15 protein-coding genes and 2 tRNA genes are annotated in these 18703 nt (G+C 65.0%); 6 read left to right on the top strand and 11 right to left on the bottom strand.

Annotated features, from left to right (window positions below; all coding sequences use genetic code 11):
- Positions 1-1068, top strand: coding sequence for an NAD(P)/FAD-dependent oxidoreductase (locus ACQS5P_RS21560; RefSeq protein WP_428938684.1), 1068 nt, complete (start codon positions 1-3; stop codon positions 1066-1068).
- Here the strand turns inward: ACQS5P_RS21560 and mfd are convergent.
- Positions 1031-4486, bottom strand: a complete 3456-nt coding sequence (gene mfd, locus ACQS5P_RS21565) for a transcription-repair coupling factor (RefSeq protein ID WP_428938685.1) — start codon at positions 4484-4486, stop codon at positions 1031-1033. The genes ACQS5P_RS21560 and mfd overlap by 38 nt on opposite strands.
- A gap of 113 nt (positions 4487-4599) precedes the next feature.
- Positions 4600-5058, bottom strand: coding sequence for a DUF1844 domain-containing protein (locus ACQS5P_RS21570; protein WP_428938686.1), 459 nt, complete (start codon positions 5056-5058; stop codon positions 4600-4602).
- A 246-nt stretch (positions 5059-5304) separates the two neighbouring features.
- Here ACQS5P_RS21570 and ACQS5P_RS21575 point away from each other — a divergent pair.
- A tRNA-Met gene (locus tag ACQS5P_RS21575) sits at positions 5305-5378 on the top strand.
- A gap of 256 nt (positions 5379-5634) precedes the next feature.
- Complete coding sequence (locus ACQS5P_RS21580) at positions 5635-5937, top strand: hypothetical protein (protein WP_428938687.1); 303 nt, start codon at positions 5635-5637, stop codon at positions 5935-5937.
- 21 nt (positions 5938-5958) lie between these two features.
- On the opposite strand, the gene ACQS5P_RS21585 is transcribed toward ACQS5P_RS21580, so the two are convergent.
- Positions 5959-6735 carry a sugar phosphate isomerase/epimerase family protein gene (locus ACQS5P_RS21585; protein ID WP_428938688.1) on the bottom strand — a complete coding sequence of 259 codons (777 nt, stop codon included), beginning with the start codon at positions 6733-6735 and terminating at the stop codon, positions 5959-5961.
- A 211-nt stretch (positions 6736-6946) separates the two neighbouring features.
- Here ACQS5P_RS21585 and ACQS5P_RS21590 point away from each other — a divergent pair, with 211 nt between their 5' ends.
- Positions 6947-8266, top strand: coding sequence for a 3-deoxy-D-manno-octulosonic acid transferase (locus tag ACQS5P_RS21590; RefSeq protein ID WP_428938689.1), 1320 nt, complete (start codon positions 6947-6949; stop codon positions 8264-8266).
- Between the two features lie 81 nt (positions 8267-8347).
- Here ACQS5P_RS21590 and ACQS5P_RS21595 read toward each other — a convergent pair whose 3' ends face one another.
- The 8 genes from ACQS5P_RS21595 to ACQS5P_RS21630 all read right to left on the bottom strand — a co-directional run bounded on the left by ACQS5P_RS21595 (position 8348) and on the right by ACQS5P_RS21630 (position 17143).
- Entirely contained in the window at positions 8348-8986 is a 639-nt protein-coding gene (locus tag ACQS5P_RS21595; RefSeq protein ID WP_428938690.1) for an RNA polymerase sigma factor, read from the bottom strand.
- A gap of 95 nt (positions 8987-9081) precedes the next feature.
- Positions 9082-9582, bottom strand: coding sequence for a nitrous oxide reductase accessory protein NosL (locus ACQS5P_RS21600; RefSeq protein ID WP_428938691.1), 501 nt, complete (start codon positions 9580-9582; stop codon positions 9082-9084).
- Entirely contained in the window at positions 9579-10478 is a 900-nt protein-coding gene (locus ACQS5P_RS21605) for an ABC transporter permease (RefSeq protein ID WP_428938692.1), read from the bottom strand. Before ACQS5P_RS21605 ends, ACQS5P_RS21600 begins: the two co-directional genes overlap by 4 nt.
- Positions 10475-11359 carry an ABC transporter ATP-binding protein gene (locus ACQS5P_RS21610; protein WP_428938693.1) on the bottom strand — a complete coding sequence of 295 codons (885 nt, stop codon included), beginning with the start codon at positions 11357-11359 and terminating at the stop codon, positions 10475-10477. The genes ACQS5P_RS21605 and ACQS5P_RS21610 overlap by 4 nt, the downstream gene beginning before the upstream one ends.
- On the bottom strand, positions 11356-12756 hold the full coding sequence (locus tag ACQS5P_RS21615; RefSeq protein ID WP_428938694.1) for a nitrous oxide reductase family maturation protein NosD: 1401 nt from the start codon (positions 12754-12756) through the stop codon (positions 11356-11358). Before ACQS5P_RS21615 ends, ACQS5P_RS21610 begins: the two co-directional genes overlap by 4 nt.
- Positions 12744-13433, bottom strand: a complete 690-nt coding sequence (locus tag ACQS5P_RS21620; protein ID WP_428938695.1) for a cytochrome C — start codon at positions 13431-13433, stop codon at positions 12744-12746. Before ACQS5P_RS21620 ends, ACQS5P_RS21615 begins: the two co-directional genes overlap by 13 nt.
- Positions 13434-13547: 114 nt before the next feature.
- The gene (gene nosZ / locus ACQS5P_RS21625; RefSeq protein WP_428938696.1) at positions 13548-15605 is read right to left on the bottom strand and encodes a Sec-dependent nitrous-oxide reductase; all 2058 of its coding nucleotides are present in this window, start codon (positions 15603-15605) and stop codon (positions 13548-13550) included.
- A gap of 83 nt (positions 15606-15688) precedes the next feature.
- Complete coding sequence (locus tag ACQS5P_RS21630) at positions 15689-17143, bottom strand: c-type cytochrome (RefSeq protein ID WP_428938697.1); 1455 nt, start codon at positions 17141-17143, stop codon at positions 15689-15691.
- Positions 17144-17382: 239 nt separating this feature from the next.
- Between ACQS5P_RS21630 and ACQS5P_RS21635 the strand changes: the two genes are divergently transcribed.
- Positions 17383-17964: an Rrf2 family transcriptional regulator gene (locus ACQS5P_RS21635; RefSeq protein WP_428941053.1), complete on the top strand. Its 582-nt coding sequence runs from the start codon at positions 17383-17385 to the stop codon at positions 17962-17964.
- Between the two features lie 63 nt (positions 17965-18027).
- Positions 18028-18101: transfer RNA gene (locus tag ACQS5P_RS21640), tRNA-Val, on the top strand.
- Positions 18102-18703: the final 602 nt, after the last annotated feature.

Genomic DNA, 18703 nt, shown 5'->3' on the forward strand with positions numbered 1-18703 from the left:
ATGTTTCATGTCGCTGTGATCGGCGCCGGACCGGCCGGCAGCGTCTCGGCGCTGCTGCTGGCACGCTCGGGCATCGATGTCACCCTCATCGAGCAACATCGCTTTCCCCGTGACAAGGTCTGCGGAGAGTGTCTGAGCACCCTGGGAATCGATGTCCTCAGTCGCCTGCGACTGCTGGCCGACCTGCAACACCTTGCCCCGCGCAGCCTGCGGCGGGTGATGTTGTTCCCGCCCGACGCCCGCAGCATCGAGCTTGCCCTGCCTCGGCCGATGCTGGGCGTTTCCCGTCGCGCATTGGATCACCTGCTGCTTCAGGCCGCGCGCGACGCAGGCGCGCGGATCGTCCAACCCGCACGATGCGAGTCGCTCAAACCACTTCGCCTGCGGACTCTCGACGATAACCGCACCAAAACACTCCACGCCGATTTGATCGTGCTGGCCAACGGCAGAGGGCAACCGAGCGGCGACTTCGGCGTCAAGGCGCACTTCATCGGCGTCAATGCCCCGCCGGATACGATCGCTTTGTTCGGCGTCCAGGGACACTACGGCGGAATCGCTCCGATCGAGGCGGATCGCTGGAACCTGGCGTTCAGTGTTCCCGCCGCCCGCATCCGGCATTTCGCGCACAACTACGACCGACTGCTCCAAACCATCATGTTGGAGAATCGGCACCTGGGCAGATGGATGTCCGGTGCCAGGCGAACAAGCGACTGGCTGGTCTCGCCGCTGCCGCGATCTGCCGTGCGCGATGACTGGTCCGACCGCGTCATTCCCGTCGGCAACGCCGCCGCCGCCATCGAACCCATCGGCGGAGAAGGCATCGGGCTGGCGATGCGCAGCGCCGAGCTGGCCGCCGGCAACATCCTCGCCGCCGTTCAAGGCGATCACCGTGTCGATGTCCAGCAACTGAGATCCGAATACCGAAAGTTGTGGGGCTGGCGCGGGCCGGTGTGTCGCGGCGCGGCGATAGCGATCTCCAACCCGCCGCTGGCAAGGCTCCTGGCGCAATGCCTGGCCCCGGGCGATCCGATCATCGCTTCGGTGCTACGGGCGATCGGGAAGACCTAGCGGCGCTGGCGGTCCCCGCGGAGGCCGGGGCCTGTGGCCTGGCATCCACCACCGCTTCGCCCCGCATCAGCTTCTCGTGGGCCGAGCGAATCAGGTTTCTCAGCACCATCAGCAGCGTCTCGGGTTCCAGGTAGGTCTTGGGCATCCGCAGGTAGACGGTCTTCTCATCGATGACCCGCAGTGTGCCCGGTGCGCCGCTGAGCACGAGTTGCGCCTTGCCCGCATCGCGCACCGTCAGCACCACATCCGGCTCCTTGCGGATGATGCTCTCGATGCCGTACAGACCCGCCAGCAAGCGAAGCTCCGTCAGCGCGAACAGCACCAGCGCCTGCCGCGGCGGCTCGCCGAACGCATCGGTGATGTCTTTGGTAAGCTGCTCGAGCATCTCCAGGCTCGTGCAGCGCGTCAGCCGTCGATACACGTCCATGCGCTGGCGATCGTTGGGGATCCATGTCCTGGGCACGATCGCGGTGATCCCGATGTCCACGTGTGCATCCGGCGTCGTCGGCTTCGGCTCGTTCTTCAGTTGCCTGACCGCCTGCTCCAGAAGCTGGCAGTACATCTCATAGCCGACGGTGGCAATGTGCCCGGACTGCTCGGGTCCCAGGATGTTTCCGGCGCCGCGGATCTCCAGATCGCGCATCGCGATCTTGAACCCCGCTCCGAGGTGGGAATACTCCTCGATCGCCTTCAGCCGCTTGGCCGCCACGGGAGTCACCGGCCGGTCCGCAGGCAGCAGCAGATAGCAATACGCCCGATGCTTCCATCGCCCCACCCGCCCGCGTAGCTGGTGCAGCTCGCTGAGCCCGAAGCGGTCGGCGTTGTTGATGATGATCGTGTTGGCGTTGGGGATATCCAGCCCGCTTTCGATGATGGTCGTGCACACCAGCACGTCCGCCTCGTGCCGGATGAACTTCACCATCGCCTCTTCCATTTCCCCATCGGGCATCTGCCCGTGCCCGATGATTACCCGCGCCTCGGGAACCAGCGACTGGATCTCCTCGGCCATCTGGACGATGTTGTGCACGCGGTTGTGCACGAAGTAGACCTGCCCCTCGCGCTGAAGCTCCCGCAGAATCGCCAGGCGAATCCGGTTCTTGTCGTACGCCATCACCTCCGTGACCACGCTTCGCCGATCCTGCGGCGCCGTCGTCAGCGAGCTGATGTCGCGCAGCCCCAGCATGCTCATGTGCAGAGTCCGGGGGATGGGCGTGGCCGACATCGTCAGCACGTCCACCGTCCGTCGCAATTGTTTCAACCTCTCCTTGTGCGTGACGCCGAACCGCTGTTCTTCGTCGATGACCACAAGCCCCAGGTCGGCAAACTTCACGTCCTTGCTCAGCAGCCGGTGGGTGCCGATGAGAATGTCGATTTCGCCGGCGGCCGTGCGACGCAGGATCTCCTTCTGTTCGCGTGGCGTACGGAACCGGCTGATCGACTCGATCTCGAACGGATAATCCGCCATCCGCTCGCGGAACGAGCGATAGTGCTGCTCGGCCAGCACCGTCGTCGGCACCAGCACCGCCACCTGCTTGCCGTACTCCACCGCCTTGAAGGCCGCCCGCATCGCCAGTTCCGTCTTGCCGTAGCCCACGTCCCCGCACAGCAGCCGGTCCATCGGGCGAGGCTTCTGCATGTCCTGCTTGATCTCTTCGGCGCTGGTGATCTGATCCGGCGTCGGCTCATACGGAAACTCCGCCTCGAACTCGCGCTGCCACTGCGTGTCCGGCGGATAGGCCACCCCCGGCTCGGCGTTGCGCGCGGCCTGGATCTCGATCAGCTCCGCGGCCATGTCCATGACCGCCTCGGAGACCTTCGCCTTCTGCTTCTCCCACGCGCCGGATCCCAGCCGTGAAAGCTGCGGCGTGCCCCGGAAACCACCGATGTATTTCTGGATCAGGTTGATCCTCGCCGCAGGCACGTGCAGCGTCGCGTTGTCCGCAAACCGCAGCGACAGGTACTCCTCCGTACGCCCGTCTTTGCTGATCGTCTGCATCCCCATGAACTTCGCGATCCCGTGCGCCACGTGGACCACGTAGTCCCCGACCTGAAGGTCCAGAAACGAATCCACCGGCCGCGAGGCGATCACCCGCTTGACACGCCGACGCTGCTCGTAGCGGTGGAACAGTTCATGGTGCCCCAGCACGGCAAGCGGACGCGCGCCTGCTGCGCGGTGCGGATGCTGCGGCGGTTCCCACACGAAACCCCGATGCAGATAGCCGATCGGAATCTCGATCTTCTGCGCCAAGCCCGGCGCGTCCTGATCCAGCAGTTCACGCAACCGCCTGACCTCGCCCTCGTTTTCGCAGAACACCGCGATGTCGTGATCCAGCGAAAGCTCGGCAAGCTCGCTAATCGCCTTCTTCGGCTCGGTCTCGAATCGCTGAAGCGAGCGCACCGGCAGATCGAAGTGCTGCACCTGCTCGCCGCTGACGAAGCTCGGCATCGATCCGCTCGACTGGCCGAACTGGCTCATCTCCACCCGCGCAAATCCCCCCGCCAGCCGCAGCAGCGCCGCCAGCGGATAGATCCCCTTCACTTCCGGCAGGCGGTCCAGATAGCTCTTGGACTGCTCGGCGATCTCCAGCGGCGCCCAGAGCATCACGATTGTCCGGCGGTCCAGATAGCTGAACAGGTGAGTCGATTCGCTGACCTCGGGCAGGCTGCCCTTCAGGTCCATCAGCTCAACTGACTCCAGGCTTTCCAGCGATCCGAGGCTGTCCAGATCGAACCGCCGGATCGACTCCACCTGGTCGCCGAAGAAGTCGATCCGCACCGTCATGCCGACCTGCGTCTCGCCGCTGGCGGCCGTCTGCGAATCCGGCTGATCGAACTCGCCGGGAAGGTAGATATCGATGATCCCCCCGCGAACAGCAAAGTCCCCCGGAACCTCGACCTGGTCCAGCCGGTTGTATCCGTGCTCGGCCAGCCACACGATCAGCTTCTCCGGCTCCAGCATCTGCCCCTTGCGCACGGTGCGCACCAGATGCGCAAGCTGACTGCTGGCCGGCACCGACTGCATCAACGCCTGGATCGGGGCAACGATCACGCCCGGCGGATTGCCCGCCGCCGCCAGCCGTGAAATCAGCCGCAACCGGTTGGATGCCTGCTCCTCGCTGACCTGTCCCAGGCTGCCCCCCAGCTCCAGTGCCGGCAGCACATCCGGACGCCGGCCCGTGAACAGCTCGATGTCGTCGGCCAGATCATCGGCCTCGTCGATATGCCCACAGATCAGCAAAACCGGGCGATCCGCCAGTTCGGCGCGCACTGCCGCCACCACCGCCGCCACCGAGCTGCCCCACAGCCCCGACACGGTCACGGCGCGATTCTGATCCACCGCCCGCGCCAACTGGCGCAGCTCCGGCGCAGCAACAACCCGCCCGACAGCATCGGGAACGGTCTTGCTCATCTGCTTCATGCCGCGACAATCCTAGAGGCAGCTCAGGCCTGGGTAAAGGTTCCCCGAGAATCGATCCACCCCCGGTCGATCGATCTGCACCGCCCGGCCCCCGCAGCACATGGCTGCTGCTGCTAGCTGATGAACTGCGACGCCACGCTCACGTAGCGCATGCGCGTCTCGTACAACGCCGTGTCCAGCAGTCGCTTTTCGTCCGGCGTGAGATTGTTGGCCGTCTTTTCCTCCAGCACCGCGAGCGTGTCGATGTAATGCTTGGCCATGTCCAGGTTGACCACCGGCTCGCCGCCGCGAGGGGCAAGATCCCCCAGGTACAACAGCGCCTGGGTCATCAGCGAGTGCACCAGGGTGGCGAAGCTTGCCGGGGGTATCTCGGCACGGCCGCGACCGGCCTGTACGCCCGCCGCAGCCGCCTGCGGCCCAGCCCCCATGTCCCCCACCCCGGCCGTGTACGCCTGCTGACGCTGCTGTTCCTGTTCACGTCGCTTCTGTTCCTCCGCCAGACGACGCTTCTCTTCCTGCGCCTGTTTCTTCCAGTCCGTGTCGATCTGTAGCGATGGGTTTTCCTCGGCCATGGTCCATGCTCCGTTGCTCGCATTTTCCGCGACTGCCGGTATTTCAGTAAGATGTCCCGGCTGATTCTTCGACATCCGCCGAGGCTTTGCAAGCCCCCACCCGAGGCGGAGTGAACCGTTGCCTGAGACAGGCGTAACAATAACACAGGATGTTTTGCGCCGCGCGACGCTGCCGGCGCAGAGCAAAACTTTGTCGTCCCTTGCTTGACAGCATCGGGGCGATGCCTAGAATCAGAATCTCAAGATCGCGGGGTAGAGCAGCCTGGTAGCTCGTCGGGCTCATAACCCGGAGGTCGAGGGTTCGAATCCCTCCCCCGCTACTGGTGATCGGGATGCGGGAACGCATCTCGAAGCACTTCGCCATACGGACGCCGAGGTGAAACATCCTCGGCGTCCGCTTTTTTGCGGCGCGACGGGCAGTGGCACGTCTTTGACAAGCGAGGGGAATCGGCGGATAAAAAGCGCTGACGAAAGTCAGCCCTTGTCGGCGGCGCGGGTTGCCTTCAGTCAGTCCGATTCGGATTGCGCAGCGCCGCTCCGGCAGAAGGCTGGCCTTTCAGGAGAATCATCCAGGCCATGAATGACACGACCCAGGATCGGCGGCGGAGCTCGTTGGTACAGGTCGGCGGCGCCTTGGGCATCGCCGCGGTCTGCATCGCCCTGGCCGTCTTCGTCGTCGCGCTGTTCAACTTCGAGGCGGTCTTCATCCTCTCGCCGCTGCCGACAATCCTGGCCGCGATCGGCCTGGTCGTCGCGATCGTCGGCGGCGTGCGGCAGAAGCACGTGCACGATCAGGAGACCCAACCCCTGGCCGCCCTGTTCGTCACCATCCTCGGCCTGCTCATGGGCATCATCGAGATGGCGATCTGGCTGAGGTAAGCCGGCGAAGCGTCTGGATCTTCACCTGATCCCCATTTCCCTGAGGTTCTTGAGGCTGCGTTCGACGCACTCGAACGGATCGCGGCCGTTGCAGTGGTCCTGCTCGATGATGTACCACTGCACCCCGGCCTCGCGGCACGCCTGGAGAATGCCGGGCCAGTTGAGATTGCCCTCGCCGATCTCCGCCATGAGCTGGGTGCGGTCGGGCCTGACGCTCATGTCCTTCAGGTGCACGCAGGGGATTCGCCCTTTGACTTTGTTGATCCACTGAATGGGGTCTCCTCCGCCGGCCACGATCCAGTAGGTATCGATTTCGAACCAGACTTTCGGCGAGCACTCTTCGATGAGGATGTCCAGGGCGGTTTTCCTGCCGAAGCGGAACAGCTCGTGGCTGTGATTGTGGTAGCCGATGCTGATGCCCGAGCCGTCGAACTTGTCGGCGACGGCGCTATAGTCCCGGGCGAACTGGTGCCAGTCGGCCTCGCGGCCTTCCTTGCTGTTGTATCCCCCAATCGCGGTATAACGGCAGCCCCACAGCTTGTGGTCCTCGATGACCTGCGCCGTGTGGTCTCGCATCCTCTCCAGCGAAATGTGCGTGGCGCAGCACTCGAGCCCTTCGTTGTTCAGGATTTTGGCCAGCTCCCTGGCCTCGATCGGCCCGAAGGCCGACACCTGGATCGCGTCGTATCCGATCTTCTTGACCCTGGCCAGGGTCCTGGCGATGTCGGCCGGGGTTTTGGTGAACTCGCGCAGGGTGTACATCTGACAGGCGATTTGCGATCGTGCGGTGCTGCTCATGAGCATGTCCTTCTGGTCAGGGTTTCTGTCCGGCGGATCCTGTTCCACCCGGGAAAAAGACCGAAAGCACCTTAAAGTCCTGTGCCCCGATTTGCAACCGCAGCGACGGCGCGAGCAGCGGCCGCCGCGATTGTTTGCGACCGGCACAACCGCTAAAACACACAGCACACGAGGCGAGGTTGCGTGCCAACGGCTTCAGGTGCTTGCCCCGATGATCAATTTCTACGACATCGCGTATGGTTTGGGCGTGGCGGTTTCGGCGCCGTACTGGGTGATCAAACCGTCGGCGCGGAGCAAGGTGCTCTCGGCGTTCAGCCAGCGCATGGGCGATGTCGCCCGCCGCCAGTCCGACGCCACGGCGGTGATGATCCATGCGGTCAGCGTCGGGGAAATCAACGCCACCCGGGCGCTGGTCCACGAGCTGCGGCTCCGCCGGCGCGACCTGCACATCATCATCTCGACGACGACCAGAACCGGTTACCAGCGCGCACAGGAGCTGTACGGCGCCGCGCCGCACGTCACGCTCATCCGGTATCCGCTGGATTTCACCCCAGCCGTCACGCGCGTGCTCGATTCGCTGCGACCGAGCCTGGTTGTCCTGATGGAGCTTGAGGTCTGGCCCAACTTCATGCAGCAGTGCCGCAAGCGAAACATCCCGGTGATTCTGGCCAACGGCCGGCTGACCAGCTCCAGTTTCCGGCGATACCGGCTGGTCAGGCCGATCGCGGCGAGCATGTTCTCGCGGCTGGCGATGGTCTGCGCGCAGGATGAGACGTATGCCGGACGGTTCGAGGCGCTGGGCGTGCCGCGAGATCGCATCCTCGTCACCGGCACGATGAAGTTCGATACGGCGCAGGTCGCCGACAGCGTCAGCGGCGACGCCACGCTCGCCTGGGCGCTGGGACTCAACCGAGGCGCAGAACCCATCTGGGTCTGTGGCTCAACCGGACCCGGCGAGGAGCAGATCATCCTCAGGGAATACCGCAATCTGCTGGCAACGTTCCGGCGGCTGCGGCTGGTGATCGTGCCGCGAAAACCCGAGCGATTCGACGAGGTCGCGGCTCTGATCGAACAGTTTCGCTTCACGTGCCTGCGGCGATCGCGCAATCTGCCCCCCCCGATCGACCCCCCGGTCCCTCCCGTGATCCTCGGCGATACCATGGGCGAGCTGCGAAAGTTCTACAGCATCGCCGACATCGTCTTCGTCGGCAGATCCCTGGTTGATCTGGGACCCCGACAGCACGGCAGCGACATGATCGAGCCTGCCGCACTGGCCAAGCCGATCATCGTCGGACCCCACACCGGCAACTTCGAGCAGCCCATGCGACTGCTCAAAGCCGCCGACGCCGTCCTGGAGGTCGTCGATGGCGAGTCATTGAACCAGGCGGTACGCGTGCTGATCAGCACCCCCGCCGAAGCCAAAGCCATGGGCCGCCGCGCCCAGCAGGTGGTCCGCGCCGCCCGGGGCGCCACGCAGCGGCATGTCGAAGTGATCCTCAACGCTTTGGCATCGGTCAAGCCCCAAAGCTGACCCACCGCCGTGCGCCGCCGGGCGAAGCGTCGAGTGCCGGAGGCTCATTGATATCCACATGGCGCACCACTGATCCGCTGGCTACTCCGTCTCGCGAAGGGCGGCGACTTTCTCCTGCAACAGCCGCGTGATCTGTTCCTTGGCGCGGTAAACGCTGTTGATGTGCATGTCGAGCTTTTCGGCCACTGCCTGTGCGGGCTGATCAAAAACCACAAACAGCTCGAAAGCACGAAACGTCTTGGTGTGGCCCATCGTCTCACGCACTTCCTCCAGCAGGCGGCGAAGCTGCTGCTGTTCCCACACATCGCTCCAGACCTGCTCGACGGCGATGGCCTCGGGATCGATCTCGTCCAGCGGCTTGCCCTGCAAACGGGCCTCGTTGCCGATGCGTCGTCGCAGCGCCCGGAACGTGCAGACCTTCAGATACCCGCGAAAACGCCCCTTGCTCGGGTCATACACAAACGTTGGCGACTTGGCGTAGAAACCCAGCATCACGTCCTGGATCACGTCATCCACGTCCTGCGGCCGGGCGCCCAGTCGTTTGGCGAATCCAGCGATGACCGGTGCGTAACGGGCGCGGAATTCCTCCCAGGCCATCTCCCGCGGCACCGGGTCCGCCTGATTCAGCCGCAGAAAAATCGTCGGATTGGTCGTGGGATTGTCAGGGCCGGGATTCACGGCATGCTCCTGGTCGTGGCGATCGTCGCGGGTGCTGCGCACGTGTCAGCAGACCTGGCCGCGAGCGAACCTCGCCAACGGGTGATAGGCGCGCAACGCCACATTTCTAACACAGCCAGGGAGCCTGCAACAGCCCGTCAATCAGGGTTGCGCTGCGACCCGGGGCCTGTGGTTGGCCCGGAAGCAACCGCGGCGGTCAAGGCGGCAAACGACAGGACCTGATCGCCTGCTCCCTTCTCGGCCGCCACGGCGCGGGCGGCAGATTCCTGCCCGAAAGCCACGATCCCCGAACCCATCGGCGTGTGGAATTGCCCGCTCAACAGATAGTGCGCCTGCGCGGCATCGAGCCATTGCAGGCTCTGGTAGTCGTGAACATATCGGCGGACGACCCGCAGCTCGGGATGGGCGCGCTCGTAGGCGATCATGTCACCGATGTCGTCGAACAGAAGATCACGCACTGCACCGTCGGCGTCCGTGACCCGCATGGCGGCGGCGTGCCGCTCCTCGCTCAGGATCATCCCGCAGTGCACGCATTCATCCGAGCCGTAGCGCACGCGAGGCGGGCCGTCGGCGGGCTGGGGCGAGCAGCCGAAGCCCGTCACCACCGTCAGCGCCAACCAGGCCAGTACACGCCTCATACCGAGGATCTCCGCCTCAGGACGATCGCCGCCAGACACAGCGGCGTCAACGTCCAGACCGCCAGGATGCTGCTGAAGATCAGGCTCAGCCATTGCCCGTAGGTTTGCTGTGCGTACAGACCGGCCGGCCCCAGCACGTCCAGCGATGCACCTACCGACTGAAGCGACCACATCTTGAAGACCTGAAGCGGATTGAGCAGTGCCAGCGCCAACAGCCGCTCGATCGGCAGCCGGAGACTGAGCGTGCCGGCCATCAGACCCAGATCGCTGACGAAGACCAGCGTCAGCCACAGGAATACGGCCGCGCCGATGGCGACGCTGGTTCGCCGCGCCATCGTCGAGAGCAGCAGCCCCAGGCTCAGCATCGCCAGCGCCAGCACGAACGTGAGCGTGGCCAGCAGCACCAGGCTGGCCGGATGCGTCGCAGCGCCCTGCCAGGCGAGCACGCCCGCGACCGCGCCGAAACCGAGGCAGATGGATGCCAGCAACGTCGCCGCCAGCCCCAGGAACTTGCCCAGCAGCAACTCGGCGCGATTGACCGGCTGGGCCAGCAGGTACGCCAGCATCCCGCGTTCACGTTCGGAGGAGATGGTGGCGGCGCCGGCGGTCAGCGCCATCAGCGGCACCACCAGCAGCACCAGATTCACCAGGCCCGCGCTGGTGCGTCCGAAGCCGCTCATGCCCCCGCCGGCGCTGGCCGCCGACGCATACGAGACCCCCAGCCCCAGTGCCGCCAGCGCCAGCGTGTAGAGCATGAACCACCGGCTGCGCAGCGCATCGCGAAGCTCTCGCCGCCCGAACAGCAGGATCGATTCCAGTGTCGATGCACCGCGCGACAGCGCCGCGGCGAGCGGGTCCGAGACAGGTTGATTTGCTGCGGCGACTTTCGTTTTCATTGCGGCACCTCGCGATCAGCAGCCCTGGCGACGATGTCGAAGTCCTCCACCCGGATGGCCGCCGCCTCCAGACGATGCAGCGCCTCGGCGCGGCGTGTCCGCTCGGCGACAACATAGATTCCGCGCCCGTTGCGGTGTGCGGCGAACCCGCTGGCGTTCAGCAGCTCGATCGCCGCCCCAATTCGCGATGGATCAAGCTGCACGTGCAGCAGGGTCTGCTGCTGGCGGGCGGCGATGAACTGCGCCGCGGGCAGGTCGCCGGTCTTCACCCCACGATCCAGCGTGACCACGCGTGTCGCCAGCGCCTCGATCTCCTCGGGGCGATGCGAAGCAAACAGAATCGCGCGGCTGGACGAACGCGCCAGCGACGACAACAGCGAGATGAACTGCGCGCGGCCGCAGGCATCGAGGCTGGCGGTGACCTCGTCCAGAACGAGCACCGGCGGCTCGCCCAGCAACGCGATCGCCAGCGCCAGACGCTGCTTCATCCCGCCGGACAATTCCCGCACACGCTTGTGCTGATCTGCCCCCAGCCGCACGCGCTCCAGAACCGGCTGGATATCGTCCACCTGTAAGCCCCTGAGCCGTCCGAAAAACCTCACCGCCTCGCCGACGCGCAGCTCATCCTGGAAACCCAGCTCCTGCGGGACGTATCCGATCAGCCGCCGCGCCAGCTTGCCCTGCTTCCAGGCATCCAGCCCGGCGATTCGGATGCGTCCCTGGTATCTGAAGGCTCCCAGCACGCAGCGGATGATGGTCGTCTTGCCCGCGCCGTTCTGTCCCCAAAGCGCCACCGCCTCGCCAGCGTTGATCGTCAGCGACACATCATTCACCGCGATGGCTCGTCCGAATCGCTTGGTCAGGTGTTCGATGCTGATCATGCGGCACCTCCGACAATGGGGACAACGCCAACCGATGGCCGAGCAGGAGCATGGCGAATGCGAGGCACTCCCAGTGCAGCCATCGCGATGATCCCCGCCACACACACCATCGCCGCGCCAACCGCCGCCAGCGCGCCGCGCTGCGATTGCCCGCTGCCGGCCACCGCCAGCTCGACCGGTCGCATCAGCGGTGCCGGATCGGCGAACTTGGCTTCCGGCTGCACCGCCGGCAGCGCTCGACCGATGAACTCCAGCGCATCGTGCGCCGGGCTGAACAGCATCAGCCGCAGTTTCGGCTCGCGATCAATCAGGCTCTCGAACAGCTTGCGAGCCCGGTAGGGCTGATCTCCAACGCCGTCGTGGTCGGCGTCGTAGCCGCCGTAGTCGGACCAGAAATTGCCACGCCCGCCGTGTGCGAACTCATTGCCGTCGATGCCGCCGCGGCCCTGCACCGCCACCTGCTCGATGTTGTCGATGAAGTTGTTGCCCACGATCCGATTGCCGCGCACCGCCGGCAGAACCGTCATCCCGATGTCATTGCACGCGAAGGTATTGCCGCTGATCACGGCGCTGCCGGGCCGGCGCGTGTACGGAGAGCCATCGATGTACACGCCGACGCGGTTGCCGCTGAACAGGTTGCCTTCGATCGTGTAGGCGTCGATCTCCTTCAGCCCCACGCCGTAACCACTGGGGCCCCGGTTGCCCACGAACCGGTTGCCCCGAAGTGTGAAGCTCCGCCCGTACATCAGGTACACGCCCACCGAGTTGTCGCACAGCAGGTTGCCCTCGAGCGTGACCTGGTTGGCGAACATCAGGTGAAAGCCGTAGCGGTTGTTTCGCGAGACGTTGTCCCGGACGATCACCCTGTTTGAATACCACAGAAGCGCATCGCGTCCGTTCTCGATCACGTTCTGCTCGATCACGCAATCGTCCGAGCGGAACAGGCGAAGCGCATCGCCTCGACGCGCGATGTCCAGTGGCTTGGAGCTGATGTGATTTCGGCTGATGCGGCAACCAGGGGCCAGCTTCAGGTCAATTCCGAACAGCACGTCCTGGAAGCGGTTGTCCTCGATGACGGCGTTGGCCGCCAGCACGCGGATGCCGGTGTTCTCGTGGTCCAGGCTGTCGCCGCTGCCACGGATCACCAGCCCGCTGACCCGGCAGTCGCGCGCGGCCAGGATGATCACGTCGCCCCTGCCGCCGCCGTCAATGGTGGGCCAGCCATGACCGACCAGGCTGATCGGTTTGCTGACCACGATGCCGCCGCGGTACACCCCCGGCCCCAGCTCGATGGTGGCGCCGGGCTCGGCCGCGTCGATCCGCGCCTGAAGGTCCTGGGCGGCAGTGACGGCGGCGATGAACAGGCTCAGGAAGATAGCGACGCTCAGGTCGCGCATGGCACACCCTTCTGCCCGCCAGCGGCGCTTTGCACGGCCCGCTCGAACAGCGGCTTGTATGCCAGCCGATGAAACACCAGCGCCAGCAGCGACAGTCCCGACGCCGCCCACGCCAGGTACAGCCCCCAGCCCATCCAGGCGATCGTCCTGAACTGCCCGATCTGCCCGACCCCCAGGATCGTCGGCACGAAGGGTTTGACGCTGGAGGACAACGGCGCATGCGGATCCAGGTTCAGTCCAAACTCCCTCATCCACCAGTACATGTCTCCCAGGAATGCCGCCGGGAACAGGATCGTTGGCAGCACCAGCAGCACCGCCCAGCGCGAGTGGATGAACGTGGCGCCTTCGACCAGCAGCACCATCGCGATGATTGCCCAGACGCTGATGGTCTTCTCCAGCGGCGCTGCTTCCTCAAGTCGGCGCATCCCGATGTAGTGGTTCAGCGCATTGATCTCGCGAACGTGTCCTTCCACGCGGTTTACGTACGCCGTCAGGTACAGTCCCTTGGGGTACTGCGGCGCTTCGAGCTTCATGTGCCAGTAGGGCAGGAACAGGGAAGCCAGCAGGCAGATCCGCGCTGCCGACAGCGTGATCGTGGGCAGCGCATATCGCCCCGGGTGGCGCGTCAGTTCCTCTGGTGGGATCCGCGGACCGAAAATACGGGTGATGATGCTCATGGTTCAACTCCACGATTGGCCATGCCTCGCGACGGCGGGCCATCGCGCCACGCGGGCGCTTCGGCGCCCGCCGTCGCGGGCAGGCGATACATCCTCAGCAGGCGCAACGTATGTCTACCGGGCATCCGCCGCGGGCGCCGCGCCGCCGGCCCGCGGTTTGACCTGAAGGTAGCCCATCATTTCCAGATGCAGCGCCGAGCAGAACTCCGTGCAGTAGAACGGATAGGTTCCGGCCCGGCTGGCCTTGAACTCGATCTGCTGATACTCGCCCGGCTCCAGGCTCAGGTTGATGTTGTAGCCGCCGACGCAGAAGCCGTGCGTTGCGTCCGGCGCCTGCTCCAGATTGGTCAGGTGCCAGACCACCGTCTCGCCCTCTTCCACTTCCACGTTTTCGGGCGTGAAGTGGCTGCGAACGACGGTCATGTACACGTGCACCTTGCCATCAGGCTCCCTGACCACCTTCTCGTCTCCGGGCATCGGCGCCTTGGGGTCCACGGCATTGATTTCCGGATTCCAGCCCACCTCCGGATACACCGCCCACGGCTGGAGCTTGTCGGCCTTGATCATCTGGGCATAATGCGGCTCGCCGCTGCCGATCGGCATGTCGTAGAGGAGCTGCATCCTGTCCCCCCCCTCGCTGATGTCCACGAGCTGGAAGTTCTGCGGCAGCAGCGGGCCGGTCTGGAAGAAACGGTCCACCGACCACTTGTTCATCCCGATCATATACTTGCCGTCGGGAGACGCCGTGTCCCCCTCGGCGCAGACCAGATGCCCGATGTTGTAGTGCATCGGGACCTTGCCGACGACCTTCCACGGCTGCTGCCCGTGCTTGGCCAGCTTCCCACCCAGCGTCCAGCGGGCAATCGCCGAGTCCAGGAACAACGACGTGTACGCGTATCCCTTGTCGTCAAACTGCGTATGCAGCGGCCCGAGGCCCAGCTCCACCTGCACTTCCTTGCAGGCATCAAAGTCGAGCACCGGCACGCCGTACTCGTCCCGGGAAGCGATCTTGCCCGATGCGATCGCCGCCTTGATCTTCGCCGTCGAGTACACCGTCACGTGCGGATCGAGCTTGCCGGAGACGACGATGTATTCGCCATCCGGAGTCACATCCACCCCGTGCGGGCTCTTGGGCTCCGGTATGAACCACAACACGCCTTCCTTGACCGACGTGTCCAGCCGAAGCACCTTGAAACCGTTGATCGTCTCGGCCCGGCCAGCCTTCACAAGCTGCTCGGCCTTCTTCCAGTCCACCACGTGCAGATAGTCCATGTCTCTCTGGCTGGCGGCGGCTTCCAGCGGCGGCTGGCCTTTCTCGATGGCACCATACGCCGCCTCCGCGTTGAACGAGTTGCCGAACAGCAACCCGTCGCTGGCGAACTTGCCCGCGTCGAAGAGATCCTGGTGATACGGCGGCAGCTCCAGCGCAAAGCTCTGGTCCTTGTCGATCCGACCCTTGGCGCGATCGAACTTCCACAGCGTCACCATCCCCCGGTACTGCTTCTTGAAGTCCTCGATCGGCGCATAGCTGTTGCCCAGCGGGTTGGCGTACTGCCCGCCCTCGATGATGTATTCCGTGTTCGGAGTGACGAACCCGCATCCGTGATCGCTGAGCGTGATCGGGTTCTTCAGGATCTGCTTGGTCTCGAAGTCTCGCAGGTCGATCACCGCGATCCGCGCGTTGGCCTTGTCGCCGATGAACAGGAACTGTCCGTCGTACTCGCCATTGGTCTCCGACAGCGCCGGATGGTGCGTGTCGCCCCAGCGAATCTTGTGCTTCTCATCAAGATCCCCGCCGGCCAGCACATGCTCGCCCGCCCCGTAGCCGTAGCCTTGCCAGGGCTCGGGCGTGAACACCGCGATCGTGCGCAGCAGGCGCATCGACGGCACGCCGATCACGAAGATCTGCCCGCTGTGTCCGCCCGAAGCGAACGTGATGTACTCGTCGTGGCGGCCGCTGGGCATGTATGTCTTGGCCGCCGCGATCAGGTCATCCACGTTCAGCCCGCGCTCTGAAGCGATCTTCTGAAGCTGCGCCACGTGCCCGCTGCCCAGCTCCACCTTCGCCGGCGGATCCTGTGCCGCCACTACCCCGCACAACCCCGCCACGCCCACTGCTACCGCGGCCGATCGGGCCGCGCCCTTGATCCGTTGCTTCATGTCTCGCCACATGGCTCAGGTCCTTTCCGTGAGTGTTCGCGAGGGTCGGCCAGGCTGCCCTCGATGGTTCCCGTTGCCTGCTGTTGCGCGATCTGCTACTGCACGTTGGCCGACTGACGCAGCGACCGCAGATACGCCACGATGTCCCGAATCTGTTCGTCCTTCAGCGCCGGATTGCCCCCCTTGGGAGGCATCGCAATCTTCGTGGTGTTCTCCGGGTCGGTCGGGCCTCGACCCCTCTTGATGAACTCCACAAGCTGCTCATCGCTCAACTTCGCCACGAACTCGCTGTTGACCAGGTCCTTGCCCATGTTCTTGATGCCGCGGGCGTCCTTCCCATGGCAGGCCATGCACGAGATGTACGCCTTCTTGCCCCGCGCCGGATCGCCAGCACTGGCGGCGGGAGCGGCCGCGGACTGTGGATTGGGCACTGCCGAACCCGCAGGCGCCGCCATTGATATCGCCGCCGCTGTCGGCGTCGGTCGGTCCGTCGTGCTGGCGGTCGCAGAAACGCCAGAGCTTGCTTCAGGTGCGGGCGAGGGGCTGGCCGCCGAGGTCTTTTCCGCAGGCGCTGAACCCGCCGCTGCCGGGTTCTGAAGTGATCGCAGATACGCCACGATGTCCCGAATCTGTTCGTCCTTCAGCGCCGGGTTGCCGCCTTTGGGAGGCATCGCAACCTTCGTGGTGTTCTCCGGGTCGGTCGGGCCTCGACCCCTCTTGATGAACTCCACGAGCTGTTCGTCGCTCAACTTCGCCACGAACTCGCTGTTGACCAGGTCCTTGCCCATGTTCTTGATGCCGCGGGCGTCCTTCCCATGGCAGGCCATGCACGAGATGTACGCCTTCTTGCCCCGCGCCACCGCCTGCGGATCCAGCGCGAATGTCGCGTGTGATGCGGCGGTCGGCTTGCCCGCGGCCGACTCGACACCGCCGAGGCTGAGCGACTCCGCCTGCTGCGCCGCCAGTGGCGCAGACGGCTGGCCGATCACCAGCTCTACCTGCGGCAGAGGCCCGCTCGGAATCCGACGCGGATCCGACAGGCCACGCAAATACGCCACGATGTCCGCTATGTTTTGGTCGCTGAAATCGGCCCGGCCCCCTTTGGGTGGCATCGGCACTTTCGTCGTGTTCAGCGGGTGATCCGCAGGTCTGCCCTCGGTGATGAACGCCGCCAGCTCCGCGTCGCTCAACCTGCGGACGAACGTGCTTCTGGTCAGATCCTTTCCCAACCCGGCAACGCCGCTCCCGTTGGGCCCATGACATGCGGCGCACGCCATCGCGTACAGTTGCTGCCCGCGCGCGTAGGCCGCCGCGTCCAGCTTCGCCGGGCGCGGCGCCAGTGCCTCAGCCAATGACTGCTGCTGACGCTGCCTGGCTTGCAGGCCCATCCACACCGCCGCACAAAGCCCCAGCGTCAGCAGCGGCACCAGCACCGCCGCCGCTCCCGCCAGCAGGTCCGGCCCCTCGCGCCCGCCGCTACAGCCTGTCGCCGCCGCTTCCGATTGGCTGGCCTGGCTGGCTGTCTCGGCGGCATTGAGCGTCATGGTCATCGGGCGACTCCTGCCAAATCAGTAGTTCTGGACCTTTATATCCATAACTCCTCGGCAAGGCAAGCCCTCCCAATCACTTTTTTTACCCCGCCGCTGCCAGATCCCTGCACGAACTGCAGTTACGCGATTAACATTTCCGGCGCGATTTGCCCGCTGGCGTCAAAGCCGCTTGTCCGATAGCATGCCCACACCGTCGGTTGATTGATCCGCTTCACCGCGATTCGGGAGTCTTGAAAAACGTGTTCTCGCTCACCGCCGAATATGCGCTGCGCATCGTCGTGTTCCTCGGCACACTGCGTGGGCGCCCCGCCACCACCGCGCAGATCGCCGCCGCCACTCGTGTCCCTTCAGGATATCTGTCCAAAATTCTCCAGAATCTGGCCCGACGTGGCATCGTGCGCTCGCAGCGCGGACTGGGCGGCGGTTCGGTGCTGGCAAAAGACCCCAAACAACTCAGCGTCTATGACGTGATCGACGCCATCGCCCCGCTGCCCAGAATCGCCATCTGCCCGCTCGGATTGCCTTCGCACGCCTCGGCCCTGTGCCCCCTGCACAAACGCCTGGACAACGCCATGGCCATGGTCGAGCAGGCGTTCCGCGATTCCACCATCGCCGACCTGCTGGCCGAGCCCACCACCAGCATTCCGCTGGGCGCGTTGCCCACCGACCCCGCCGCCGCCACGCGTGCCGCCGAGGCCGTCTTCCCCGTCGAGCGTGTCGATCATCGTCACGCCACGACTGCCTCTGCCGCTCGCCGTGAACCGTCCAGATCCAAAGCTTCCCCCACCCCACGCCGACGCCCCGCGTCCAAAGACCGTTGAGTCGTTCGGGTCATTCCCCATTGATTTTGCGCCCCATCCACCCTAGATTTGTCGTAGATGCCCGGGCGATTAGTTCAGTTGGCTAGAACGCACGGATCACACCCGTGAGGTCACAGGTTCGAGTCCTGTATCGCCCATTTCCCCTTCTCGCACCAAGCTGCATACCGCCGCGTCTCCCTGTAACCTCGATGGTTCCAGCGTTCTGGTGGTCTCCGCTTTCCGCGGCATTCTGCCCGATTCCGCCGTATACTGTGCCGGATTCTGTGCCGCGCAAACCTTTTGTTCGTGTACGCTCCCACGTCCGCTTGCCCGCTGGAAGTCGGCATCCAGGGTCTACGCACAGCGCGTAGTAACGGGCGGCCCCGGCGGGCGAATTGCCGATCCACCTGCACACCGTGGCCAGGTCGTATTCCCGCATCAACTCGGTCTGCCTGCCTCTCCGCCGGTTGCAGCAGCGTTTTGGCCAGGGCGACCGGTGCGCGCGGTGGATGATCCGCTGAAACTGCGTTCGCCGGTTGGCCGATACAACCAGCCGGCGCTTCGCCCCAGCCGGTGATCCCTTCCGCCGATCCGGCGCCCGCAGACTCAGCCCGACGATCCGCCCGTCGCCTGCATGCTCAAGAAAGATGCACGCACCGCTCGGCGGATTCTCTTTGCAGCCGTCCCCACCGGCGGGCAGCGCCCGCAGGTCGTAGCCCGCTGCCCAGCCCGGCGCGAGCTTTCCCCACGCCGAAGCAGG

The sequence above is a fragment of the Fontivita pretiosa genome (assembly GCF_050410795.1).
Lineage (GTDB): Bacteria > Planctomycetota > Phycisphaerae > Tepidisphaerales > Tepidisphaeraceae > Fontivita > Fontivita pretiosa.